The sequence below is a fragment of the Mesorhizobium sp. M0317 genome, from assembly GCF_040321555.1.
GTDB lineage: Bacteria > Pseudomonadota > Alphaproteobacteria > Rhizobiales > Rhizobiaceae > Mesorhizobium.
Genome location: NZ_JAMYRV010000007.1, coordinates 16163 through 40782, shown reverse-complemented (window position 1 = coordinate 40782; position 24620 = coordinate 16163). Strand labels below are relative to the sequence as shown.

Here is a 24620-nt window from a genome sequence, read left to right as displayed (position 1 = left end):
GGAACCAGCGTGGCGCCGTGGTCGAGCGCGTCAATCCGGACAAGGCAGCTGCCAATGCCGGCCTGCAGCCGGGCGACGTCATCGTCGCCGTCGACCGGTCGCCCGCGGGATGCGCGGCAAGCCAACCAGGCGATCGCCGAGGCCGGCAGATCGGGCCGGAAGTCGGTGCTGCTTTTGGTCGACCGGGGCGACGCGCAAATCTTCGTCGCCGTACCCTTCGCCGCCGGTTGAGTCATGATGCGGCGGGCTCGCTGAACGATCGGCAGGCCTGCCGCACGGCCCCGCCAAAATTCCTGTTGCCCGCCGCGACATCTTCGAGAACATTACGGCAGGCCGGCAATGGCCTGCTAAAAACGGACAGTCCGATGGTCACTCGCGGTTTTTCCTCCGGTCGAAAGCCTCCGACGGAGACCGATGCGCGCATTCCGCCCGGTCAGTATCTCGAACAGGGCTTTCCGGTGCTGTCGGCGGGGCCGACGCCGCGCGTGCGCACCGAGGACTGGTCGTTCACGCTCAAGCACGGGCCGCGCCCGATCAAGAAATGGAACTGGGCCGAGTTCAACGCGCTGCCCTTGACCAAGATGACGCGCGACATCCATTGCGTTACCGCCTGGACCAAGTTCGATACCGCCTGGCAAGGCGTGCTGGTCGACGACATCCTTGCCGATGCAGGCATCGAAGCGCCGACCGGCTTCCTGCTGGCGCATGGCTATGACGGCTATACCACCAACGTGCCGGCCAAGGATCTCACCGCGGGGAAGGCGATGGTGGCGCTGCTTTATGAAGGCAAGCCAATCACTGCCGACCATGGCGGCCCGGCGCGGCTCCTGGTGCCGCATCTCTATTTCTGGAAATCGGCTAAATGGCTGAACGGGCTGCAGTTCACCGAGCGCGACGAGCCGGGCTTCTGGGAATTGCGCGGCTATCACATCTATGGCGACCCGTGGCGCGAGCAGCGCTATAGCGGCGATCCATGAGCGAAGCGCCGCAATCTCCCTGGCAGACGGCGAAAATCACCCGGATCGAAAAGCGGACGCCACGCGTCACCAGTTTCTTTTTCGCGCTGTCACGGCCATTCGCCTATCGCGCCGGACAGCATGTCGACGTCAGGCTGACGGCGCCTGACGGCTACCAGGCGCGCCGCTCCTATTCCATCGCCTCGGCGCCGGAGAGCGGCGCCACGATCGAGCTGGCGATCGAGAAGCTCGACGACGGTGAAGTCTCGCCCTTCTTCCACGACATCGCCGCGGTCGGTGACGAGATCGAACTGCGCGGGCCGCTCGGCGGCCATTTCGTATGGTCCGATGGGGATGGCGGGCCGCTGCTTCTGGTCGGCGGCGGCTCCGGCGTGGTGCCGCTGATGGCGATGGTGCGGCATCGAACCTTGCGCAAATCGGCGGTGCCGGTGGCGCTGATGTTTTCGGTGCGGGTCTGGGACGAGGTGATCTTCCGCGACGAGCTGATCGGTCTCGGTGACCGCCGCGACGGGTTCGAGCTGGTGCTGACGCTGACGCGCGAGGCCGTACGGCGCCCGTCCGACTATTCGAGGCGCATCGACACGGCAATGGTCATGCAGGCGCTCACGCGGCTGCCGCGGCCGCCGGCGCTCGCCTTCGTCTGCGGGTCGAACGCCTTCGTCTCGGCGGCTGCCCAGGCGCTGATCGACGCCGGCATATCAGCGGAAATCATCCGCACCGAGCGCTATGGCGTCTGAGAGGGCCACAGTGGTTCACCGTTTCATGGAAACAGCCACCCGCTCTCAGGTGGGTGAAAACCTTGCCGACAGCAATTGGAACGGCAGCGCGCCATAGGCGGCGACTTCGGCCTCATTGTCCCAGTTGCGGAACTGGCGCGATGGCCGTGCCTCGATCACCAGAGGCCGGCCGGTGTCGTCCACCGTTACCTTGCCGCGAAAGCGCAGCACACGTCCGCCGCCGGCGCGGCTGATCACCATGGAACGCAGGCGGGCGACATGGCCGCCGCCGGCATTGATTTCCATCTCAATGCGGCGCCGGATTGGTGGAACGACGATCCTGACGGTGACGTCCAGCACCATCGCTCCAGTCCTGTCCGGACGCGGCAGGGGCTGGGAAAGTGCAAACGGCGCCGACGTCGCTCTTGCCTTGCGCAATGTCGGCCTGCCGCGCCAGACGGCGGGCGTCGGCTGCTGCAGGCGGCCCTTTTTGCGTTTGAGGCGCAACTGCTTGGCAAAGCCGCGCGACAGCCAAACGAGGCCGCCGAAATCGGTGCGCGGCTTGGCCTGCAGCACCGAGGACCAGCGCGACAGGCCGGCGCGGTCGGCCAACTCAATCGTCTTTGCAAGTTCGGCCTCCGGCACCGCAATGCCGATCTCCAGGCAGAGATAGGAGAGCGCCACCGCCGCGGCGACGGCGAGGCCCCGCTTGGCGACGATGTCGGCGAACACGCCCCAGTCGACTGCGCCACTCTCGATGGCGACCGCACAGTCGACCAGCCAGTCGCTGTGGGTGTGGGCATCGAGGCCGCCATGTGCGATGGCGAGCGCCATGCGGTCGGCCGGAGAGGGCACAAGCACGCGGACGCCATTGAAATCGGCTGACAGCGCCCGCTGCCAGATCGCCAGATCATCTTCCGCGCTTTGCTGCGACCCGTCATAAGCGAGCTGGTGCAGGTCGATGTCGCCGAAACTGCCCTTGAAAAAATTCATCGAACGCAAGGACGCCAGCCTGGTGCGCAGATATTGCGGACTGACGCCGGTGGCGATCTGCCAGTCGCGTTCGCTAAGCACATCGAAGGCGGCAATCATGACCTGCGAGCGCACCAGTATGTCGATGTCATGCGCCACCCGGCCGCGCTGCGCCGACGCGTTGACGGCGATGCGGCTGGCGCCTTTGATAAGCATCACCGCGCAGCCGGCGTCGATCATGGCCTGTAGCGCCGGCTCGGCCTCGCGCGCAGCCAGTCGCGATTTGGTCCACAGCATCTTTTGCAGGCCGACAAGACGTGGATAGGCCGGATGCCCAGCGAGCTTGCGGCCGAACCTGTCGGAGATCGCGGCCAGCAGCCGATGCTCGCGGAAAGCAGCATGGTCGATATCGTTCTCGTCGAGCCAGCGCGCCGCATAGGCCCCGGCCGCCTCTTCATCGGGGAGCAATGCGGCCTTCAGCAACTGGTCGAGGCCGCCAGTGGGCCATGACCAACCATAGTCCGGAAACCGACGGCCGATACGGCGCATGGCATTGGCCATCAGTCGGCGCTCGCCTTTTTCGCTGCTCGCCTTTGCATGGCCAGCCTTACGACTTCGACATAACCGCGGTCGCGCACGGGGTCGCGTCCATAGGACATGCTGTCGGGCCGGATGCGGCGCAAGGTTAGGACATCGTCGAGCATGGCAAGCGCAAAGCCCGCCTCGCGGACACGGGCGATCCAGTCGACCATGTCGCCGCGACCGCCTTGCGGGTCGATGATCGGACCGACGGCCTCGGCTACCTCCCGGCGGATCATCATCGTCGTGCGCGACCAGCCCGCCACGGCCACGTCCTGTTGCACATCGGGCTTGTCATCGCGAAACGTCCGCCAGTGGGCAAAGACTCCTGCCGTCGCGGGAAACCGCTCGAAATGCTCCAGCTGCCTTTCGATCTTGGTCGGCAGCCACAGATCGTCCGCATCGAGCGTGGCGACGAAGGGCGTCGCCAGCGCGGCGATGCCCCTGGTGGTGGCGCTGCCTGGTCCGGCATTGTCCTGGCGCAACACCTGCACCGGCATGCCCAGCGAATTGACCACCGCGACCGTATCGTCGGTCGAGCCGTCATCGACGACGATTATGGCGTCGGGCTGGACCGTCTGGGCCGCGACCGATCGCAGCGTCTCGGCGATGGTGGCGGTCGCGTTGAAGGCCGGAATGACGACGCCGTAGCTGGCCATCACAGGAAACGCCAATTCGCAAGTTCCTTGAAATCGAAGATGCCGTCGACAGGGTGCAAGGAGCGGTCGGCCTCGCGCCGTTTCATCGACTTGTAGATGGCGCGCATGAATTCGCGAAAAGGAACATCGGCCTGCCTGGTCATGTTGCCGGGATGGCGCCGGTAATAGAGCGCAACAGTGTCGGGCATCGTGAATTTCGGCCCGCTTTCGAAAGTGCGCAGCAAATAGTCGGTGTCCTCGGCCTGGTGGAAATCCTCGTCGAAGCTGCCGATGCGTTCGACCAACCGCCGGACGAAGATAGCGGGAGACAGGTGAATGCCGCGAACCGTCACCGAGTGGCTGTCGGCTGTCGGCTCCAGCGTATCGTCATCTATGTCGTCGACCAGCGTCATGCACGAATAGGTCAGCTCGAGGGTGGGGTCTGCGTCGAAACAGGCCAGATCCGCCTTGAAGCGGCCCGGCGGGGAAATGTCGTCCGAATCGAGAAACGATACCAGCCTGGTCTGCGGCAGCAATTGCCGCAAGCCCGCGTTGCGTGCCCGCGTCACCCCGGCATTCTGCTGCTGGAAAAGGCGAATGCACGGCGCCTCCGCGATCAGCGAGCGCACGACCGCCACCGAACTGTCGGTCGAACCGTCATCGATAACGATGATGTCGAGATCGGCGGCATCGCGCTGCCTCAGCAGCGAGCGCAGCGCCGAGCCGACATGGCGTTCGCGGTTGTAGACCGGCATGATCACGCTCAGCTTCACGCACGCATTCCAGGCTGTGATCTGTTCATTCTTTCACCACTCTGCCGGGCGCCTGATCTCGAAAAGCCCCTCGACCGGGCGCCGCGACGGATCGGCCTTGCGCCGCCGCAAGGATTTCTGAATTACACGCAGATATTCGCGCACCGCCACATCCCTTTGCTTGGTCAAATTGCCGGGGTGGCGCCGGTAGTATACCGCGACGGTGTCGGGAAAAATGTGCTTCGGGCTGGTTTCGAAAATGCGCAGCAGATAGTCGGCGTCTTCGCCCTGCCGGAACTCCTCGTCGAAAGCACCGGTACGGTCGATGAGTGCCCTGCGGAATATCCCGGCGCTAAGGCTGACGCCGCGCACGGTGGGACCTGCGCCGCCCGGTGCCGGCTGCAGGGTTTCGTCGTCCATGAGATCGACGCGCGTCATCAGCGAGTAGGTCAGCTCGAGCGCAGGGTCGGCCGCGAACAGGGGTAGGCCAGCCTTGAATCGTCCAGCCGGCGAGACGTCGTCCGAATCCAGGAACGACACCAGTTCGGTTTGCGGCAGCAACTGCTTCAGCCCTGTGTTGCGCGCGTTGGCCACGCCCTGGTTGGCCTGCTGGAACAGGCGGATGCACGACGCTTCCCGCATGATGGCGCGGACTGCTTCAACGGAGCTGTCCGTCGAGCCGTCGTCGACAACGATGATATCGAGATCGGCATCGTCGCGTTGCCTGAGCAGGGACCGCAACGTCGAAACGACATAGATCTCCCGATTGTACACCGGCACAATGATGCTCAACTTCATGCAGCGCCCCGAAGGACGAAATCCGCAATCGTGCCGGCGATCTCGCGCGGCTCGGTCCCCAGCGACAGCCGGTAGCATGGCAGATCGCGGGTAAGCTCGCTGAAAAAGCGAAAGCCCGCTTCCCGCTCGCCCGGCATCTGCACGATTCCTGACGGGGCCAAGGCGATCATGGCATCCTTGCGCGATACGGGCATGACCGAGCTTCTCGCACCTCCCCTGATATGGGGCACTATCAAAGCAATAATGTCCAGACTTGCAGGAGTTGGTCGAGGCGCGATCTCGTCGATGTGAAAGGCATGCTTGCCTTGCCAGTTCAGCGGTTGGTACGACTCTAGCCGCTCCTCCAGCTTCAGCCGCCTGAAGCCCTCCGGATCCTGCTTGAGCGTGGCAAACAGCGGATAGGCCGTCACCCCCTCGGTCCGGTCGATCAGCACATAGTCGTCGCCGACGCTATCGAGCCCATTGAGCAGGCCGGCGACGACCGTTCCCGATTTGCCGGCTCCGCCAGAGCCCGCCAGCAGCACGCCCTTGCCATCGATGCCCAGCGTGCCGGCATGGGTAAGCCGCATGCCGCGCGCCGCATATTCCCAATGCAGGAAGGCGCGCAGCGGCGCCCCTTGTTCCCATGGCGGAAAGGCCTTGGCCGACATCATCAGCTGCGCCCCGACATGGCGTTGCGGATCATGGAACTGCCAGAAGTCGAGGTCATGATAGTAGCTGCCGCGCAATCCGGCCTCTTCCAGCCGGTTGGCAAAGGCATGATGGTTGTAATCGCCTCGGCCCCAGGTGCCCGGGGCGGGGACGCCATCGATGCCCGGGTGGGCGACGAAAATGCGGCAGCCGTCAGATGCAGACGGATTGCCCGGAGCCGGTATGAAGGCATGGCCGATGGTATCTGCCAGCGTGCCATGGTCGAGATGGACACTCAGGTCCAGCCCCGGCAACCGGACGCTGGCGGCAACGGGATAGAAGGCGGCGGCGCTTTCCGCGGCCGCCAGCACATGGCGGGCATAATCCGGCAGGGTTTGCAGCGTGATCAAAGGCATGTGTTGGTTGTTCAGCGTCCAGAATTGCGCCGGGTCGCCTGATGCATGTCGCTCGGGGCGGCCCCGGTTTTGAGACGACGATATGCATAAAATCAAAGATCTAAGCGCGTCGCCTGAGTCCGTTCAAACGCGACGCGCTTAGAGGGAAACGATTATGCCTGTTTCACCGCCGGCCAGCCGAGAGGTTCCTCGACCTCATGGATCGGGTCGACAATGATGAGATCGGCAAGGTCGTCATGGACCTCGACCTTGAGCGGCTCATTGCTGGCAGCAAGCGCGGCCGACAGCTCGCCTGAAAGCGGTTGCGCCGGTGTTTCGGCTGGCGCAAGCAACCCGAAATCGAGCAGTCGGGCAACGAAGCTTTCGAGGTCGGCCAGGCTTATTTTTGCGGCGCCCGCGGCAGCTCCGACCAGCGCTTCAGTGGCGACGCCGGACGACAAAGCCTGCCAGACCCGGCTGCCGGAATTGGAAAAGCCGAAATACTTGCCGTTCGAAAGATCGAGAACGACGGCTTCGCCATCGAATGATTCGAAAACGATGTCCTTGCTTGCGACCGCGTAGACCCGCTGTTGCATCGCTCTGTCCCCCGTCCCATGCGCCCATGAAGGGATGCGCCGGTTTCGCGGTCTGCCAAGCCCTTCCTAAGTGCGTCTAAATCACTCGGCCCATGCTTGGCAAGACAAAGACCCTCGAACACAACGCCTGCGTCGGCGACCGTTGCGGTGATATCGGCGCCGCTCAAGCCTCGATTTCGAGCGCCGACAACGGTTTCGAGCAGCAGGCAAGGATGAAACCGTCATCGATCTCGTGGTCGAGGATGCCGCCATTGTGGCTCATCTCGACTTCGCCGGAGACCTTCTTCACCTTGCAGGTGCCGCACAGGCCGAACTCGCAGGCGGCGGGAATCCGCACGCCCGAGCTGCGCGCGGTCTGCAGCACGGTCTGGCCGGCGACGCAGCCGGCATCGACCTCCGAAAGCGAGAAGCGGATCGGCGTCACGGCTTCGACAGGTGCAGCGATGCCGTCCTCGACCGGGGAGGCAAACGGCGCCGGAATTTCCTCCATCACAGGCGCGGCAAAGCTCTCCTGATGGTATTTCGTCATGTCGAAGCCGGCGGCATCCAGCATGCCGCGCACGGCGCGCATGAACGGATCGGGGCCGCAGCAGAAGATTTCGCGCTCGCGGAAATCCGGAGCCAGCAAGGGCAGCCGGATCGCGTCGATGCGCCCCATATGACCGTACCAGCCCTCGCGGCTGGAACGTTCCTCGATCATGAAGCCGAGCGACAGGCCGGGCATATGGCCGCCGAGCAGTTCGAGTTCCTTGCGGAAAATGATCTCTTCGGCACGCCGCGCGCAGTTGACGAAACCGACATCGGTCCATGGCGCGCAGTCGTTCAGCCAGCGCAGCATCGACATCATCGGCGTCACGCCGGAGCCGGCGGAAATGAACAGGTATTTGGCCGCCGGGTGGCTGTGCAACGAGAAGTCGCCGGCCGGTCCGTAGGCCTTGACATGCGAACCGGGCACCAGATGGTCGAACATCCAGCGCGTGCCGATGCTGCCGGCCTGCGCCTTGACCGTCACCGCGATCGAAAACGGCCGCGATGGTGACGACGACAGCGTATAGGTGCGCATCAGCGGCCCGTCCGGTGTCGGCAGTTCCAGCGTCAGGAACTGGCCCGGCTTGTAGCGGAACCAGGTCTGGTTGTCGGAGCGGAAGGTGAAGGTCTTGACGTCAGGCGCCTCGTCGCTGACGCCGATCACTTCCAGCACCTGCAGCCTATCGTTCCACGGCGCCATCTGGTCAAGATGGCGATAGAGCCCAAGATCCGTCATCGCATTCATCCTCCGGTCCTTCCTCGCCTGCTCCAGCTCACGCGACGTTGCGCAGCGCCGGCCGGCCGCCTTCGGCAAGGCGCGGGCCGATGAAGGCCGCGTACCATTCGACGAACTGGATCACGCCGCCCTCATGCAGCTCCGAATAGGGGCCGGGCTCATAGGCCGGCGACAGGATGCCGAAGGCGTTTTCCTCGACGATGCGGCGGTCCTGGTCGTTGGTCTCGGTCCAAACGTGGGTGAGCTCTTCAAGGTTGTAGTCGACGCCCTCGACCGCATCCTTGTGCACCAGCCACTTGGTCGTCACCGCGGTTTGCGTGGCGCTGATCGGCAGCACCCGGAAGGTGACCGCATGGTCGATCAGGATGTGGTTCCAGGTCGTCGGATAGTGGTAGTGCATCAAGGTGCCGATGCGGTCGGCGGCAACAGTGTCGGACAGGTTCTTCGTCACCGCGCGCTTTCCCGACATCGTGTAGCTGACGGCATCGCGCAGCAGCGGCGCGCGGGTGGCGCGGTATTGCCCGGCCGGATCGATGCGGAACTTGCTCGGCAGGCCCGCCGTCTCGCATTTCGCCCAGTGCGCCAGCATCTCCGGATCGCTGTCGGCGCCCTGCACGCCGGTCACCGTCGGCGCTTCGGGGAATGTCTTGCACAGCTCCGGATGATTGCCGGCGCAGTGATAGCATTCGCGGTTGTTTTCCCAGACCAGCTTCCAGTTGCCCTTCTCGATGATGGTGCTCTCGAAGGCGACCTTGGCTTCATTCAGCCGGTGCGGCTTGAGGTAGGGCTCTATCATGGCGCGCATCGGCGCAAAGTCGGCAGGTTCTTTCGCCAGGCAGATGAAGATGTAGCCGCCGACGCTCTCGCAGGCGACGGGCTTCAGGCCGAACTGGCTCTTGTCGAAACCGTCGGCCATCTGGCGGGCAAACAGCAGCCGGCCGTCAAGCTCGTAGGTCCACTGGTGATAGGGGCAGACAAGCTTTGCCGCCATGCCCTTCTCAGTGTTGCAGACACGGCTGCCGCGATGGCGGCAGGAATTGTGAAAGGCGTTGATGTTGCCCTTCTGGTCGCGGACCAGCACCACCGGATAATCGCCGATCTGCACGGTGATATAGCTGCCGGGCTTCGGCAGTTCGCAATCATGGCCGATGAACAGCCAGTCGCGATACCAGATAAGCTCCATGTCGAGCTTGAAATAGTCCGGGTCGGTGTAGAAGGGCTGTTCCAGCGAAAAGCCTTGCTTGCGGCCGTTCAGGAGCCTCAGCATGTCGTTGCGCGTATCCATAGTTCTGTCCTCGTGGTTTAAGGACTGAACTTGGTGGTGATGGAGGAAGGATCGGACGCAGGCCGGCGCGGCGCCGGACATGCACTATCCACCTCTTGACCGCCCACCGCGATCAGTCGAGTCTATGCGTCTCGGGCTGGTTTCCGGGCTCTGGAGTTGTCCTTGCGGACCATCGCGACACCTTCCCAGGCTCTTGCCCAGTGGTCTCCCGTTGCGACTTCAACTCCACCACCGTTGCGGGGGCAGCGCCGGATTCTGACCGGCTTCCCAATTCTCCGCTGCGTCGTCACGAAGCGGCACCTGAGATGCGATCATCTAATCACGGCAGCGATCGCGACGTCGGCATGAAAGCGACATCGTATCCATGCGGCGCGACACGCGCGGCATACGCCCCCCGGCGCCGGTCAAAGAGCTGAGACGTTTCTTGCGACGCCATCATCGCCGTTTCGAATCGCTGCGGATCCAGTTCGATCGGGGGCAAAAAGGGCTCAACGGTATCGAAAAGTTACTATTAGCAATCTCTAATCGAACCGAACGGTTCGTTTCTGTTGACAATGCGTGCAGGACGGTGTGAACGACGGCCCGGAAACCGACACCGGAGCGAACCACTCGGTTCGACATAAGCAACTGAAAACAATGCGATAAATGACCATAGAGGAACTTCCTGGCACAATTTCAAGGTGCAGGACCGTGGTCCACACGGAACAACTTCGTGATTGGAAACCAGCCTATGGCTTTCCCACATCGGGGCTGTCCGAACGACGCGAATTCCTCCCAAGACACGCCGCTAGACGGACAGACAAACTGGAGTACTAAAAATGAAAAAGATCATCCTCACTGCCGCAGCCGTTTTGGCGATCACCGGCAGCGCCTTCGCCGGTAGCGACAATTACGGTTCCAATGGTGCGAACCAGCCAGCCGTCTCGGTCGACAGCTCGTATACGGCTTCCATTCAGAAGCCGGCGCACGCTGACAAGCAGCCTGTCGTTCAGGGCGCCGACCGCGACCTCTACGGCAATCGCTGATCCCGACCAAAGAAGGGCGGCTAACCCGTCGCTCTCGGGATCCCAAAAAATTCAGGAGTATTTGAAATGAAAAAGATCATCCTTGCTGCCGCCGCCGTTTTGGCCATCTCCGGCAGCGCTTTCGCCGGCAGCGACAACTACGGTTCGAACGGCGCCAACCAGCCTGCGATTACGTCGACCGATAGTGGCCATACGGCTTCGGTTGAGAAGTCGGCTCCAGCCGAGCAGGCGCCTGCCCACGGTGCCGACCGTAACCTTTTCGGCCGCTAAAAGCCGGTTTCCAGCACGTGGCGGGCTTATTCGCTGCAGCTGGCGGCATCAGAAAAATTCAGGAGACTAAAATGAAGAAGATCGTTCTCGCCGCCGCAGCCGTTCTGGCTGTTTCGAGCGCTGCCTTTGCCGGCAGCGACAATTATGGCTCCAATGGCGCCAACCAGCCGGCCGCTGCCGTCGACACCACCCGCACTTCGTCGACCGGCACCAACTCGGCGGTCTACAAGCTGCTGAACTCGTCGAACGACCAACAGAAGTTCGTTCCTCAGAGCAGCGACAGGGATCGGTTCGGCAACAACTAACAGCCGAAGCTTAAAAAAAGAGCGGCGGGCCTGGCCCGCCGCGCGTTTTTACTGCCTGTACGACGCAGCTATCTCAAGCCGCCTTCACTTCCACCGGCTTGAGCGAGAAGGAGTGCCCATCGGCGTCGAAGATGTGCAGGTCCCCGGCATCCGCGGTCAGTCGCAGCTTTGCCCCGCGCTTGACCTCGACATTGCCGGGCAGCTTGGTCACCAACGGCAGGTCAGCGCGGCCGATATCGACATAGACAAGCTGCACCTCGCCGAGTTGCTCGACATAGTCCACAACGCCCTCGAAAAGATATTCCGCGCCGGTGGCGGCCGACAGATCCTCCGGCCGCACGCCGAAGCTGACTGCCGCACCCTTTGCTGACGCCGGCGTTGCGATCGGCACCGTTGCCTTGCGGCCGCCGACATGGCTGACGATTGTCGGGTTGCCCGTCCTGTCGATTGTCGCCGGCAGGATGTTCATGGCCGGCGAGCCGATGAACTGGGCAACGAACAGATTGCCGGGCTTCTTGTAGAGGTCCATCGGCGTGCCGACCTGCTCGATATGGCCATCCTTCAGCACGACGATGCGGTCGGCGAGCGTCATCGCTTCTACCTGATCGTGGGTGACGTAGATCATGGTCGTGGCAGGCATCGATTCCTTGAGCTTGGCGATCTCGATGCGGGTCGCGACGCGCAGCGCCGCGTCGAGATTCGACAGCGGCTCGTCGAACAGGAACACTTTCGGATTGCGCACGATGGCGCGACCGATGGCGACACGCTGGCGCTGGCCGCCCGACATCGCCTTGGGCAGGCGGTCGAGATATTTGGTCAGCTGCAGGATTTCGGCGGCCTGCCGCACCCGCTTGTCGATCTCAGCCTTGCTTTCCTTGCCGATCTTCATCGAGAAGGCCATGTTGTCGTAGACGGTCATGTGCGGATAGAGCGCATAGGACTGGAACACCATGGCAATGCCGCGCTTGGAAGGCGGCACGTCGTTCACCACCTCGCCGGCGATCTTCAGCTCGCCGGAGGTGATCTCCTCAAGCCCGGCGATGGACCGCAGCAAGGTCGACTTGCCGCAACCCGACGGGCCGACGAAGACGATGAACTCGCCCGACTTTATGTCGAGGTCGATGCCGTGGAGAATGTGCAGATTGCCGTATGATTTCTTCACCTGTCTCAGCGTGACATCGGCCATAATTTCCTCCCAGTGATTTCCCTAGAGAACCTGGATTTCCTCAAAAAATCCAGTTTCGTCAAAAACTCAGTCGATGCGCCCGAACCAGGCGCCGTAGCCGCCGAGGCGGATGGAACCTGTGCCGGATTGTCCCGAAAAACCGTGCCCGGCCAATGGCAGCAGCGCCTGACCACCGAGATCGACCTCGGCCGGCTTGCTGGCCAGATTGAAGACGCAGACGATCTGCTCATTGCCCTCACGGCGGGTGAAGGCGACGGTGTCGCCCTCGCTTTCGATGAACTCGATGTCGCCTTTGGCCAGGGCCGGATGCTGGCGGCGGAAACCGAGAAAGCGCCGGTAGTGCTCGAGCAGCGAGGCCGCGTCGCCCTGCTGAACATTGACCGCTTGCGACAAGTGCTTGCCCGGCACCGGCAGCCAGGGCTTGGCCGTCGAAAAGCCGGCATTGCTGGCGGTTGCATCCCACACCATCGGCGTGCGGCAGCCGTCGCGGCCCTTGAATTCGGGCCAGAAGCGAATGCCGTAGGGGTCCTGCAGATCCTCGAACTGCAACTCGGCTTCGCCCAGCCCAAGCTCCTCTCCCTGATAGAGGCAGACCGAACCGCGCAGCGACATCAGCAGCGCCGAGATAACCTTCAGATAGGCGGCCGGGTCGGCCTCGTCGGCGGCCCAGCGCGAGGCCGGACGCATCACGTCGTGGTTGGAAAAGGCCCAGCACGACCAGCCGTCGCTGGCGACCTTGCCGAAGGCTTCCAGCACCTGGCGCACCTTGGCGGCGCTGATCTTTTCCGGCGCCAGGAAATCGAAGGAATAGCACATGTGGACGCGTTTGCCGCCGGCGGTGTAGGCGGCGACCACTTCCAGCCCACGCTGCGAATCGCCGACTTCGCCGACCGCGGCGGCCGCCGGATATTCGTCGAGCAGCGCTCGGAACCGTTCGAGGAAGGCAAGGTTTTCCGGCCGGCTCTTGTCGTAGATATGGTCCTGGTAGTTGTAGGGATTGACCGCAGGTGCTGTCTGGTCGTTGCGCTCTTCGGGCGGCAGCGGCGGATTGTTCTCCAGCCCCTGGCTGTGGAAGTAGAAATTGATGGTGTCGAGGCGGAAGCCGTCGACGCCGCGCTCCAGCCAGAAGCGGGTGACGTCGAGCAGCGCGTCCTGGACTTCCAGATTGTGGAAGTTGAGGTCCGGCTGCTCGGACAGGAAATTATGCAGATAATATTGCTGGCGGCTGGTGTCCCACTGCCAGGCCGAGCCGCCGAAGATCGACAGCCAGTTGTTGGGCGGCGTGCCGTCCGGCCTGGCGTCGGCCCAGACATACCAGTCGGCCTTGGGATTGCTACGGCTGGCGCGGCTCTCCTTGAACCATGGATGGTTGTCGGCGGTGTGCGACAGCACCTCGTCGATCATCACCTTGAGGCCGAGGTGATGGGCTTCCGCAACCAGCGCGTCGAAATCGGCGAGCGTCCCGAACATCGGGTCGACGTCGCAATAGTCCGAGACGTCGTAGCCGAAATCCTTCATCGGCGACTTGAAGAAGGGCGAAATCCAGATGGCGTCGACGCCGAGCGAGGCGATGTAGGGCAGCCTGCGGATGATGCCCTTGAGGTCGCCGATGCCGTCGCCATTGGAGTCCTGATAGGAGCGCGGATAGATCTGGTAGATCACCGCGCCCCGCCACCAGTCGCGATCGACGGCGAGATCGGGCTTCGAGGTCGCCTTCAAAGCGGCTTGCATAAGTCTCAACCTCCTTTGACCGAGCCGGCCAGCAGCCCGCGGACGAAATAGCGCTGCAGCGAGAAGAACACGATCAGCGGCACGATAATGGTGACGAAGGCCGATGTCGTCAGGATTTCCCAGTCGCCGCCGCGCGAGCCGAGCAGCGCGTTGAGTTTCGCGGTCAGCACGATCTGGTCCCCTTCGGTACCTAGGAAAACCATTGCCACCAACAAATCGTTCCACACCCACAGGAACTGGAAGATTGCAAAGGACGCCAGCACCGGGAAGGACAGCGGCAGCACGATCTTGACGAAGATTTCGAAATCGCTGGCGCCATCTATGCGCGCCGATTCCATGATCTCGCGCGGCAGGCCGGCAATATAGCTGCGCAGGAGATAGATGGCGAAGGGCAGGCCAAAGCCGGTATGCGCCAGCCAGATGCCGAGATAGGTTTTCGACGGCACACCGAAGAAGATGCCGACGCCGTTGTAGATCTTCAAAAGCGGGATCAAGGACATCTGCAGCGGCACGACCAGCAGGCCGATGATTGTGGCGATCAGCAAGGCGCGGCCGGGAAAACGCATCCACGCCAATGCATAGGCGGCGAAGGCGGCGATCAGGATCGGGATGACCGTCGCCGGGATGGTGACGGTCAGCGAGTTTATGAACGAGCGGCCGATGCCCTCCGAAAACAGCACGGTCTTGTAATTGTCGGTGGTGAATTTCGGTGGCGCCGACGAGGCGTAATAGACGCGCTGGCCACGGTCGCCTTCGAAAGCCTTGGGCGAACTCATGACGAACGTTCCGTCGGCATTGAGCTGCAAGGTCACGCCGTCGCCGAGATCGGCAGTGGTGCCGGCCGGATATTGCGTCGGTGCCGCCGACTTGACGCCGAAGGCGCTGATGTTGCGCGCAGCACCGTCGCCGAAGATATTGCCGGCAAGCACGAACTTGCCGTCCTTCTCGACCTGCGCCGAGGCCGGCGGCAGGCGGCCGGCTTCAGTCTGGCTGGAGCTGGAGAACGAGTTCCACCAGCCCGAGGCGATGATCTGGTCCTTGTCGCGCAGCGACGAGACCAGGATGCCGAGCGTCGGCACGGTCCAGACGGCGACGAAGACAAGCACGGCGATGTGGACGCCGAAGCGGCTGGCAAAGGACTTTCCGGTCGCGACGGCCATCTCAATGTCCTCCCGTCTCTTTGTTCGCCTGGCGGATGTTCCAGACCATGATCGGGATGACCGCGATCATGATGATGATGGCGATGGTGGCGCCGCGGCCGAAATCGCCGCCGCCGCGGAACATCCAGTCGAACATCAGATTGGCCAGCACCTGGCTGTTCCATTGGCCGTTGGTCATGGTCAGCACGATGTCGAACACTTTCAGCACCAGGATGGTGATCGTCGTCCAGACCACGGCGATGGTGCCCCAGATCTGCGGCACCATGATCTTCCAGAAGATCTGGAACGGATTGGCGCCGTCGATGACCGCGGCTTCAAGCGTCTCTTCGGGGATGCCGCGCAACGCCGAAGACAGGATGACCATGGCAAAGCCGGTCTGGATCCAGATCAGGATGATCATCAGGAAGAAATTGTTCCAGAACGGCAGCGATATCCAGACCTGCGGCTGGCCGCCGAAATACTGGATGATGGCGTTGAGCAGGCCGATCTGCGTCTGGCCCTCGCCGCGATATTCGTAGATGAATTTCCAGATCACGCTGGCGCCGACGAAGGAGATCGCCAGCGGCAGGAAGATCAGGCTCTTGGCGATTGTGCCCCACCAGATCTTGTCCGTGAGCACGGCGATTATCAACCCTAGAAAGGTGCAGGCGGCGGGCACCACCGCCAGCCAGATGATGTTATTCAGGATCGAGTTGCGGAACTCGCGGTCGCCGAACGCCCATTCATAGTTGGCGAAGCCGACAAAATGCTGGCCGCCGCGGTCGAGGAAGGACAGCCAGAGCGTCGCCACCACCGGATAGATCAGGTAGACGGTGAGGATGATCATCGCCGGGCCGACGAACAGCCACGGACGGACCAGTCCTTGCCGGCGCAGATTGTCGATGGCCGCAGCCCCGGCCACGCCGCGCGACGGGAATATCAGGTCGACCAGCTTGTTGGCGCCCCAGAAATAGGCGACGCAGCCGCCGACGCCGATGATGATGACAAAAATGGCCGATAACATTTGAGCAGCCATGGGTCCCTCTTCCCTGCGCATGATCGGCCGGGCCTTGAACAGCCCTGGCGATGTGGCTTTGCGCCGATTTAAGTTATTCTGAAACGAACGAACGCAAATCGGTCCGGCGTAAGGCGCCGGTCGGATCCGGGCCATAGCGGCCCGGACCCAGTCTGTGGAGGAAGTCCTGAATTTGCCGCCAAAGCGGCTGATTACTTGGCAGTGGTTACTTGCCGGCTGATTGCTTGCCAGCTGACTACTTGATAGCGTCCCAGCTCTTCTGGATGTCGGTGGCGACATCCTGCGCCGACTTGCCACCGACCAGATCGATCATGCCGGTCCAGAAGGCGCCGGCGCCGATCTTGCCCGGCATCAGGTCCGAACCGTCGAAGCGGAAGGTCGAGGCATTGGCGAGGATATCGCCCTGCTTCTTCAACGCGTCGCTGGCATAGGCATCCTTGTTGACCGACTTGAGCGGCGTGACGAAGCCGCCCTGGGCCATCCAGATTTCATGCGCCAGCGGCATTTTCAGGAATTCGATGAACGCGCGTGCACCCTTCGAGTCCTTCGTGATCATGGCCAGCGTGCCGGCGCCGAGCACAGGCGTGCCGAGCTCGGGCTTGGATGCATAGGGCGGGAAGTAGAAGAAGTCGGCGTCCTGTCCAACCTTTGTGCCTTCCGGGAAGAAGGTCGGGATGAATGATGCCTGATGGTGCAGGTAGCATTTCGGCGGCACCGAGAAGAGGCCCTTCGGGCTATCGCGGAAGTCGGTCGCGGCAACCGCCTTGGCCCCACCGTCGACCATCTTGTCGTCGGTCGCGATCTTGCCGAAAATGTCGATGGCGTTGACCACCGCCGGATCGTTGAACGGGATCTCGTTCTTTACCCACTTGTCATACACGTCGGGCGCCTGGGTGCGCAGCATGATGTCTTCGACCCAGTCGGTCGCCGGCCAGCCGGTAGCGCCGCCTGAGCCGAGGCCGATGCACCACGGCGTGCCGCCGTCGGCGATGATCTTCTTCTCGAGATCGGCGAGCTCTTCCTGGGTCTTGGGAACCTTGTAGCCGGCTTCCTCGAAATTGTCGGGCGAGTACCAGACCAGCGATTTCACGTCGGCCTTGTAGGGGAAGGCGAAGAAGCCCGGCTTGCCGTCCTTGTCCTTGAAGGTGCCGAGATCGACCCATGACTGGCCGGCGCCGTAATTGTCCTTGATCCATTTGGCGGTGTCGTCGCCCAGCGGCGTCAAAAGGCCCTTGGACGCCAGATCCTGGATCAGGCCCGGCTGCGGCAGTACGGCGATATTGGGCGGGCTGCCGGCCTGGGTATCGATGACGATCTGCTGTTCGTAATTTTCCGACGAGGAGTATTTGATCTCGGCGCCGGTAGCTTCCTGAAAATATTCGAGAACAGTGCGGATGAGGCCTTCGTCCTCGCCGCGCCAGGGCCCGAAGATGGTCAGCGTCTCGCCCTTGAGATCGACCTTCTTCAGCTCTTCGTAATTGGCCCAGTTGAAGCGCTTGTCTTCCCCGGGCTTGAACTTCAGTTCGGCTTGCGCCGGCAGGGACAAGGCGAGCGTGGCAAACGCTGCGCCAAGCAGAAGCATCTTCTTCATCGGTATTCCTCCCAGTGTGGACACATACACCCGGACGGAACCTCCATTCCGCCCGCCGACGCTGCAGGACTGTGACTCGTTCAGAAAGGAACCGCAACCTTTCGAAGAGTCTTCCAAAGCGCTTTGGTCGTTTTGATCTCGCCATTGAATCGGCTGGAAGTCAAGAGGGCGGTGGGCTAATCGATTTAATTTCGGGCCGCAAGACTTGGTGAAGTGCACTGCAGCACAGTTTTACGGCGGTGCAGCAGCGTATTAAGCTTCAAACTGGCCGGACCAGTGCGTATGGTCGACCAGCTCGGCCGCGCCCATTGTGGCGCGCGTGGCTTAAAAATTAAAAGCGCTTTGAGGCTTGGAGGCCTCCCAGTGAACCTGAAGCAGCTCTCTCATATGCTGGCCCTGTCGCAGACAACTGTAAGCCGTGCGCTCAACGGCTATCCGGAGGTCAACGAGGAAACCCGCCGGCGCGTAGTGGATGCCGCCAAGCGCCACGGCTACCGGCCCAACCCGAGCGCGCGCCGGCTGGCGACCGGCAAGACCGGCATGATCGGCTATGTCCTGCCGACGGGCGCCTCCGTCGACATCGACCCGCATTTCGTCGAATTCCTCTCCGGCCTCGGCGACTATGCCCGCTCGCACGAACTCGACCTGGTGCTGTCGCCGGCCGATGCCGACGACCAGGAAACCACCTATCGCCGCATCGTCGCCAACCGACAGGTCGACGCCGTCTACATCTCCTCGCCGCGCCCGGCCGACCGGCGGGTGGCGCTGGTCAACACGCTTGGCATTCCCTTCATCGTCCATGGCCGCAGCGAGGGTTCCGATTTCGACTACCCCTTCACCGACATCGACAATGAGGGCGGCTTCCACGATGCGGCCCGGCTGCTGGTTCAACTCGGCCACCGGCGGCTGGCGCTGATCAATGGCGACGACCGCGAGACCTTCGCCATCCACCGCGAGCGCGGCATGCGCAGGGCGCTGGCCGCGAGCGGCCTGACGCTCGGCGAGCGCCATGTCTGTTCACTCACCATGACCGAGGAGAACGGCTACCGCGCCGCCAGGCGCCTGCTCGAACAGAGCGAGCGGCCGACGGCGATCGCCTGCTCCAGCCTGATCATGTCGCTCGGCGTCGTGCGCGCGGTGCGCGACCTTGGCCTGACCATTCCCGGCGACCTGTCGTTGATTGCCCATGACGACGTCTTTCCATGGCTGAAGCCGGAGAATTTTTCCGTGCCGCTGTCGACGACGCGCTCGTCGATCCGCCTCGCCGGCGCCCGCATCGCCGAACGCCTGGCAGCGCGCATTTCCGGCTTGGAAGAAGGGGCGCGGGGTGAGGTCTGGCCTGTCGACCTGGTGGTCAGAGGCTCGGTCGCCGGCGCGCCAGGTTAGGGCGCCCAACCGCTCCCGACGGTGGAGCCCGGCCTTGCGGACGCTGGCTGCAGATAGATTGAAGGCGTTGTGGGACAATGATCTCCCTGTTGCCGCCCTTGCTTTGGCTTTGGGAGGATGGCAACCAGTAGGGCCATCAACCAATCCCCCGGGTGCGCCACTTGCCCACATTCCCGTTCTCCGAAACGGATCCAATCCAGCATCCTGGTCCACCGCCGAAAACGTCGGAGGTGGTCATTGTCGGTGGCGGCATCATCGGCGTAACGACGGCGCTTTTCCTGGCACAGCGGAACATCCCGGTGACGCTGCTGGAAAAAGGACGCGTTGCGGCCGAACAGTCGTCGCGCAATTGGGGCTGGATCCGAAAGCAGGGGCGAGACGCGGATGAACTGCCTGTCGTCATCGAGGCTATTCGCCTGTGGCGGCAGCTGGCTGAGGAGTGCGGCGAAGACATCGGCCTGACCCAGACAGGTGTGACCTACCTGGCGAACTCCGACAAGGACATGGCCGGCTTCGAGGAGTTCATGAAGATCGCAGCGATGCATGAACTCGACACGCGCCTGCTGGACGCAGATGAAACCGCGAAGCTCGTCAAAGGCATGTCGCGCAAATTCAAGGGCGCGATGACGACGCCCTCCGACATGCGGGCGGAGCCTTGGCTGGCGGTGCCCGCACTTGCCCGGCTCGCCGCGCGAAAAGGCGTCAAAATCGTCGAGAATTGTGCGGCGCGAACCCTCGAAATCTCAGGCGGCAAGATCAAGGGCGTGTGGACCGAGGCGGGGTATGTCGAGGCCTCCAGCGTGCTGGTCGCCGGCGGCGCCTGGTCATCTCTGTTCTTGCGCAGACACGGCATCTCCATCCCCCAGCTCAGCGTCAGAGTAACCGCAGCCGCAACGGAGCCCATGCCTGAGGTCTATGCAGGTGCGGCCGCCGACGAACACATCGCGTTCCGGCGCAGGCAGGATGGCGGATATACGCTCGCCGCGGGCGGCAGCCATTTGCTTTATCTGGGGCCTGACGCATTCCGGCACGCCACCAAATACCTTCCCGCCCTCAGGGATAATCCGTTCGGGACGCGCTACTTTCCGTTCCCGCCGTCAGGTTACCCTGATGCTTGGTCGACGCCGCGCGATTGGGCGCCGGATTCCGTCAGTCCTTTCGAAAAAATGCGGGTGCTGAACCCGCCCCCTGAACGAGCCGGTCTGCGTTCGATAGAACGCAATTTCGGACGTCTTTTTCCACAGCTCGAGACGGTTCGCCTGAAGGCAGGCTGGGGCGGCATGATCGACGCCATGCCGGACGTCGTCCCCATCGTGGATCATGTGGCGGCCGTCGGTGGTCTTTTCGTCGCGACGGGAATGAGCGGTCACGGCTTCGGTATCGGGCCTGGCATAGGCCGTGTCGTTGCCGACCTGATCCAGGGAAACCAGACCGGGCACGACCTCAGCCGCTTCCGGCTGTCGCGCTTCTATGATGGCAGCCCTGTCCGGCTGGGCCCGGCGCTCTGAATTGGTGGCGCGAATTTCGCCCGGTTTACTTGTTCGCCGCCGCCTTCGTATCCAGCAGCCCATAACCGAAATCATTGTCCCGCCCCTTCGGGCCAAGGTCCCTGGCGGTGGCGGCCAGCGCCTTTTCGATGTCGTCGGCGGAGCGCTCGGGTGAAGCGTGGATCAAATTGGCGATAGCGCCGGACACGATCGCGGCGGCAAACGAGGTGCCGGTGACGACGTCGGAGCCGGCGCCGCTCGGCGCCACCATCTCGACGCCGGGCGCCGAGATGAAGACATAGGCGCCGCGATTGGCCTGCTGCATCAGCCCGTCCTTGGCGTCGGTGGCGGTGACCGCGATCACGCCCTCATAGGCGGCGGGGTAACCATAGGGCGCTTTCGGCCCGTTGTTGCCGGCCGCCGCGACCAGGATGATGCCGAGCCCACGGGCATTGCGGCAGGCGGTGGCGAGCAGATCGTTCTTGGGGCCGACGAAACTCATATTGATGATGCTGACATTCTGGTCCGCCGCCCAGTCGAGCGCCGACAGGATGACATCCATGGTCGACTTGCCGTCCTCGAAGGCGCGGGCGTGATAGATCCTGGCGCCGGGCGCCATGCCTTCGAGCGCGCCGACGCCGGCGATCAGCCCGTCAACCGAGGTACCGTGGTCACGCTTTTCGACCGGCACGTTGGGCATGGCGTCGAACTGATCGGCAATGACGCCGGAAAGCGCCGGATTAGTATCGTCTATGCCGGTGTCGATGACGGCGATGCGCACGTTTTCGCCACTAGCTTTTTTGTTGTCGAGCTGAATGCGCTCGAAGGCATAGTTGACGATGCCGGCCGCCTGCTGCAGCGAGTAGATATGGTTTGGCTCGCGCCGCAGGGTGCGGCCGTCGGCGGCCAGCTGCGCCAGCACGGCGCCGACCGGGCGGCCGTCGGGAATGCCGAAGCGCACCAGCGTGGTGCCGAGCAGCCGCGACTGGCGCTGCGAGCGCACTTCAAGGCCGAAGGAGGCGGCGATCTGCTGGACGGCGCCGGCATCGCCGTCGACGGTCACCAGCACCTCGTCGGGCACGAACTCGCCGGCGATGGCACGCCGCGGCGCGGTCGCGACAAGATCGGTCGGCGAAACGATCGCCCCGCGGGCGGGTGGTCCAGCCTGCGTGTCGGCAGGCGGCGCTGACGGCCGTGGCGTCGGCACGGGCGCTACGGGAGCCGGTGGGTTGGGAAACAGGTCGACGATCAGGGCCGGAAGGGTAACTGCGCCTGGTTCACCGCCGACGTTGGCCTCATTGCCGTCTTTCGGGCAGTCGGCAGCCGCCGCTCCGGCCGCGTCGGTGCAGTCGGCCCGGCCGGCATTGGGATCATTGGTCTGCGCCGACGCCGGCACGGCGACGATTGTCGTCGCCGCCACCAGGATCGCCGCAAATCGAGTGACCGCCTTAGCTGCCATCAACCGGTTTCCTTCCCTCGATCACAGTTTCCGCGAAAGGCTGGGCGGCAATAAGGCCGACGAGCTTGGCATAGTCTGCTCCGGTCTTGGCCGGGATGGCGATACGGAAGACACCCGAGGCGGTCGGCCCGCCGGCGATCTTCAGCCCGTTCTGGTCGAGGAAGACAGCGATGTCGGACATCTTCGCGTCCGGCTTGAACTTGATCAGGGCGAACGGCAGTTTCGCCAACTCGTCCTCGGCCCCGGCAATCTCGAAATCATTACCCTTGCCGCCGGTCTGCACGTAGGACTGCACCACGACCAACGCCAGCAAGACAGCGGCCGCCGCCCAGGCGACACCGACCGGCACCGCCATGACACGGCCGAGCGCCTGCGACAGCCAGGAACGGCCCGCCGGCGCGCGGACCGGTCCGGCTTCGGCGTCAAGCGCCTTGGCAAAGCGGCTGAGCGCATCGGCGGGTGGCCGGATCGCTTCGTTGGCGGCGGTGGCGCCGGAGAATTCGGCCTCGGCCTCGCCAAGCGCAGCCATCGCAGCCGGGTCGGACGCCAGCCATTCCTCGACGGCTTCGAGGTCCGAGCCTTCCAGCGAGCCGTTCAGGTAGAACGGCAGCAGCGTTTCCATTTCGTCACGGCGCGACATTTTTTCAGCGGCGCTCATGTCTTCAGGATTGCTCATGGCCACCCCCTGTCGTAACCGGCGGCCTTGAGGGCTTCGCCGAGTTTCTTGCGGGCGTAGAACATTCGGGTCTTGACGGTGGCGACCGGGATGCCGAGCACCTCGCCAATCTCCGTCACCGACTGTCCATGGTAATAGGCAAGGTCGATCACCGAGCGGTGTTCCTCCGGCAAGGCATCGACGAAGCGCCGCAAAGCGGCGCCCTTGTCTTCCTTCATGGTGGCGACTTCCGGCGTGTCGGCGCCGTCGGGAACCTGCGCCGCATCGTCGTCATCGATCCAGTCTTCTTTTTTCTTGCGAAGCATCGACAGCGCCTTGAACCGGGCGATGCCGAGCAGCCATGTCGAGACTTCCGAGCGCCCTTCGAAACCGGGCGCCTGGCGCCACAGCTCGAGAAAGACCTCGTTTGCGATATCGTCGGCCATCATTTCCGATCCCGTCTGGCGCACCACGAAGCGGTAGACCCGCGCGTGGTGACGCATGAACAGCAGCCGAACAGCGGCACGGTCGCCCTTCGCGACCCGGTCGACAAGCGCGCGATCAGTCTCGGTCGCTGCCGTCATGGCCGGTCGAGCCGCCTGGCTCCTGTCTGCTCTGTCGCCGATAGGTTCAAAAAGGTTCATCCTTCCGCCAAGGAATTTTGGCGAAGCTAACCGAAGAAGGTGAGTGTTGCCAGAGTGTCTCCCTTCTCCCCGTCACTATACGGGGAGAAGGTGGCGGCAGCCGGATGAGGGGCGGCACCGGCGTTGGGGTATTTATGTTTGATGTTGCGCTGCCCCTCACCCTTACCCTCTCCCCGTATAGTGACGGGGAGAGGGGGTAGCGAACGGCGGCTCAGCGACGACCTCCGTCACCCCAAAAACGGCTTAGCCTTCATGGTCTCCGGCACCGGCACACCCAGCCGCTTCAGCACCGTCGGCGCCAGTTGCAGCTGATCAAGCAGCGTGTCCGGATCCGGCCCTTTGCCGGCTCCGAAATAATACAGCGCGAAATCCTGCATTTCATCGTCGCGGCCGCCATGATGGCCGCGGTCTGTCTGGCCGTGGTCGGCGGTTACGATCACCTCGTAACCGGCTTGCCGCCAGCCCGGCAGGAAGGCTACCAGCATGCCGTCCATCGCATAGCAGGCATGGTCCATTTCGTGGCAGTCATGGCCGAAGCGATGGCCCATCGAATCGAGCGTGCAGGTGTGCAGGATCCCGTAGTCGATGGCATGGCGCCGGGTCAGCATGGTCAGCGTCGCAAACAGGTCGACATCGCTCGGCGTCATCTGGTTGCGGGCATTATAGCCGGTCATGGTGTGGAAGCGGCCATGCGCGATCGGTCCGTTGGGCTCGTCATACTCCATGTCCTCGACCAGATCGAACGGATAGGAACGGAAGAATTCGGACCAGTAGGAATGCGTCACTGCGCCGGTCTTGCCGCCGGCCTTGCTGACCTCGGAGAAAATATCCGGCTTGTTGACGAGAAAACGGTTCTCGTTGGATAGGATGCCGTGCTCCTGCGGCGAAACCCCGGTGTGGATCGAGGCATAGCAGCAGGCCGAGGTCGACGGCAGCACCGAGCGCATCTTCCACACCTGCGCCTCGCCCGACTGCACCCAGCCCTCGAGATTGCCCATCAGCCGGCGCCAGTTCCGGTAGGGCACGCCATCGAGAATGATGAGCAGCAGTTTGGTCTTGAGCGCCATGGGCGGCTCCGGAAAGCTTTTGCCGTTGAAGGAAGTT

At 63.2% G+C, this 24620-nt stretch carries 24 protein-coding genes, 1 pseudogene and 1 riboswitch; of the genes and pseudogenes, 8 read left to right on the top strand and 17 right to left on the bottom strand.

The genetic code is table 11. The features are described 5' to 3' along the window. Positions 1-2: 2 nt before the first annotated feature. From NKI88_RS08255 to NKI88_RS08245, 3 genes and pseudogenes are all read left to right on the top strand, one after another. A pseudogene (locus tag NKI88_RS08255) lies at positions 3-231 on the top strand (PDZ domain-containing protein); the annotation flags it as partial. A 134-nt stretch (positions 232-365) separates the two neighbouring features. Then, a complete protein-coding gene (locus NKI88_RS08250) occupies positions 366-977 on the top strand; it encodes a sulfite oxidase-like oxidoreductase (protein WP_023684287.1) in 612 nt (203 codons plus the stop codon). Then, the gene (locus tag NKI88_RS08245) at positions 974-1714 is read left to right on the top strand and encodes an FAD-binding oxidoreductase (RefSeq protein WP_023696909.1); all 741 of its coding nucleotides are present in this window, start codon (positions 974-976) and stop codon (positions 1712-1714) included. The genes NKI88_RS08250 and NKI88_RS08245 overlap by 4 nt, the downstream gene beginning before the upstream one ends. Before the next feature lie 45 nt (positions 1715-1759). On the opposite strand, the gene NKI88_RS08240 is transcribed toward NKI88_RS08245, so the two are convergent. From NKI88_RS08240 to NKI88_RS08205, 8 genes are all read right to left on the bottom strand, one after another. Continuing rightward, entirely contained in the window at positions 1760-3226 is a 1467-nt protein-coding gene (locus NKI88_RS08240; RefSeq protein ID WP_352654565.1) for a nucleotidyltransferase family protein, read from the bottom strand. After that, entirely contained in the window at positions 3226-3918 is a 693-nt protein-coding gene (locus tag NKI88_RS08235; RefSeq protein WP_245260271.1) for a glycosyltransferase family 2 protein, read from the bottom strand. Before NKI88_RS08235 ends, NKI88_RS08240 begins: the two co-directional genes overlap by 1 nt. Next, complete coding sequence (locus NKI88_RS08230; protein WP_352654563.1) at positions 3903-4655, bottom strand: glycosyltransferase family 2 protein; 753 nt, start codon at positions 4653-4655, stop codon at positions 3903-3905. Before NKI88_RS08230 ends, NKI88_RS08235 begins: the two co-directional genes overlap by 16 nt. A gap of 33 nt (positions 4656-4688) precedes the next feature. Further along, positions 4689-5432: a glycosyltransferase family 2 protein gene (locus NKI88_RS08225; protein ID WP_352654561.1), complete on the bottom strand. Its 744-nt coding sequence runs from the start codon at positions 5430-5432 to the stop codon at positions 4689-4691. Then, positions 5429-6478: a serine kinase gene (locus NKI88_RS08220; RefSeq protein ID WP_352654559.1), complete on the bottom strand. Its 1050-nt coding sequence runs from the start codon at positions 6476-6478 to the stop codon at positions 5429-5431. The genes NKI88_RS08225 and NKI88_RS08220 overlap by 4 nt, the downstream gene beginning before the upstream one ends. Positions 6479-6630: 152 nt before the next feature. After that, a complete protein-coding gene (locus tag NKI88_RS08215; protein ID WP_352537185.1) occupies positions 6631-7053 on the bottom strand; it encodes a PqqD family protein in 423 nt (140 codons plus the stop codon). A gap of 163 nt (positions 7054-7216) precedes the next feature. After that, positions 7217-8317, bottom strand: a complete 1101-nt coding sequence (locus NKI88_RS08210; RefSeq protein WP_023755571.1) for an FAD-binding oxidoreductase — start codon at positions 8315-8317, stop codon at positions 7217-7219. A gap of 37 nt (positions 8318-8354) precedes the next feature. Further along, entirely contained in the window at positions 8355-9602 is a 1248-nt protein-coding gene (locus tag NKI88_RS08205; RefSeq protein ID WP_352654557.1) for an aromatic ring-hydroxylating oxygenase subunit alpha, read from the bottom strand. Positions 9603-9719: 117 nt separating this feature from the next. Beyond that, positions 9720-9921, bottom strand: a riboswitch (cobalamin riboswitch). Between the two features lie 499 nt (positions 9922-10420). On the opposite strand from NKI88_RS08205, the gene NKI88_RS08200 reads away from it, so the two are divergent. From NKI88_RS08200 to NKI88_RS08190, 3 genes are all read left to right on the top strand, one after another. Continuing rightward, on the top strand, positions 10421-10627 hold the full coding sequence (locus tag NKI88_RS08200) for a DUF680 domain-containing protein (RefSeq protein WP_023668885.1): 207 nt from the start codon (positions 10421-10423) through the stop codon (positions 10625-10627). Positions 10628-10693: 66 nt separating this feature from the next. Further along, a complete protein-coding gene (locus NKI88_RS08195; protein ID WP_023668886.1) occupies positions 10694-10897 on the top strand; it encodes a DUF680 domain-containing protein in 204 nt (67 codons plus the stop codon). Between the two features lie 71 nt (positions 10898-10968). Continuing rightward, entirely contained in the window at positions 10969-11202 is a 234-nt protein-coding gene (locus tag NKI88_RS08190) for a DUF680 domain-containing protein (RefSeq protein WP_023819466.1), read from the top strand. 73 nt (positions 11203-11275) lie between these two features. Here NKI88_RS08190 and NKI88_RS08185 read toward each other — a convergent pair whose 3' ends face one another. From NKI88_RS08185 to NKI88_RS08165, 5 genes are all read right to left on the bottom strand, one after another. After that, a complete protein-coding gene (locus NKI88_RS08185; RefSeq protein WP_023668888.1) occupies positions 11276-12388 on the bottom strand; it encodes an ABC transporter ATP-binding protein in 1113 nt (370 codons plus the stop codon). 66 nt (positions 12389-12454) lie between these two features. Then, on the bottom strand, positions 12455-14119 hold the full coding sequence (gene bglA / locus NKI88_RS08180; protein WP_031198273.1) for a beta-galactosidase BglA: 1665 nt from the start codon (positions 14117-14119) through the stop codon (positions 12455-12457). Between the two features lie 5 nt (positions 14120-14124). After that, positions 14125-15279 (bottom strand): carbohydrate ABC transporter permease, encoded by a 1155-nt coding sequence (locus tag NKI88_RS08175; protein ID WP_023668890.1) that lies wholly within the window; start codon positions 15277-15279, stop codon positions 14125-14127. A gap of 1 nt (position 15280) precedes the next feature. Continuing rightward, positions 15281-16294: a carbohydrate ABC transporter permease gene (locus NKI88_RS08170; protein WP_352654554.1), complete on the bottom strand. Its 1014-nt coding sequence runs from the start codon at positions 16292-16294 to the stop codon at positions 15281-15283. A 235-nt stretch (positions 16295-16529) separates the two neighbouring features. After that, positions 16530-17885, bottom strand: coding sequence for an ABC transporter substrate-binding protein (locus tag NKI88_RS08165; protein WP_023668892.1), 1356 nt, complete (start codon positions 17883-17885; stop codon positions 16530-16532). A gap of 363 nt (positions 17886-18248) precedes the next feature. Between NKI88_RS08165 and NKI88_RS08160 the strand changes: the two genes are divergently transcribed. Further along, positions 18249-19271 (top strand): substrate-binding domain-containing protein, encoded by a 1023-nt coding sequence (locus tag NKI88_RS08160; RefSeq protein WP_352654552.1) that lies wholly within the window; start codon positions 18249-18251, stop codon positions 19269-19271. A 161-nt stretch (positions 19272-19432) separates the two neighbouring features. Continuing rightward, positions 19433-20779 carry an NAD(P)/FAD-dependent oxidoreductase gene (locus NKI88_RS08155; protein ID WP_352654550.1) on the top strand — a complete coding sequence of 449 codons (1347 nt, stop codon included), beginning with the start codon at positions 19433-19435 and terminating at the stop codon, positions 20777-20779. 25 nt (positions 20780-20804) lie between these two features. Here the strand turns inward: NKI88_RS08155 and NKI88_RS08150 are convergent, their stop codons facing one another. The 4 genes from NKI88_RS08150 to NKI88_RS08135 all read right to left on the bottom strand — a co-directional run bounded on the left by NKI88_RS08150 (position 20805) and on the right by NKI88_RS08135 (position 24583). After that, positions 20805-22217, bottom strand: coding sequence for a S8 family serine peptidase (locus NKI88_RS08150; protein WP_352654548.1), 1413 nt, complete (start codon positions 22215-22217; stop codon positions 20805-20807). Next, positions 22207-22875 (bottom strand): anti-sigma factor, encoded by a 669-nt coding sequence (locus NKI88_RS08145; protein WP_352654664.1) that lies wholly within the window; start codon positions 22873-22875, stop codon positions 22207-22209. The genes NKI88_RS08150 and NKI88_RS08145 overlap by 11 nt, the downstream gene beginning before the upstream one ends. 14 nt (positions 22876-22889) lie before the next feature. Continuing rightward, the gene (locus tag NKI88_RS08140) at positions 22890-23456 is read right to left on the bottom strand and encodes a sigma-70 family RNA polymerase sigma factor (protein ID WP_023683483.1); all 567 of its coding nucleotides are present in this window, start codon (positions 23454-23456) and stop codon (positions 22890-22892) included. A gap of 287 nt (positions 23457-23743) precedes the next feature. Next, positions 23744-24583 (bottom strand): alkaline phosphatase family protein, encoded by an 840-nt coding sequence (locus tag NKI88_RS08135; RefSeq protein WP_352654546.1) that lies wholly within the window; start codon positions 24581-24583, stop codon positions 23744-23746. Positions 24584-24620 lie beyond the last annotated feature (37 nt).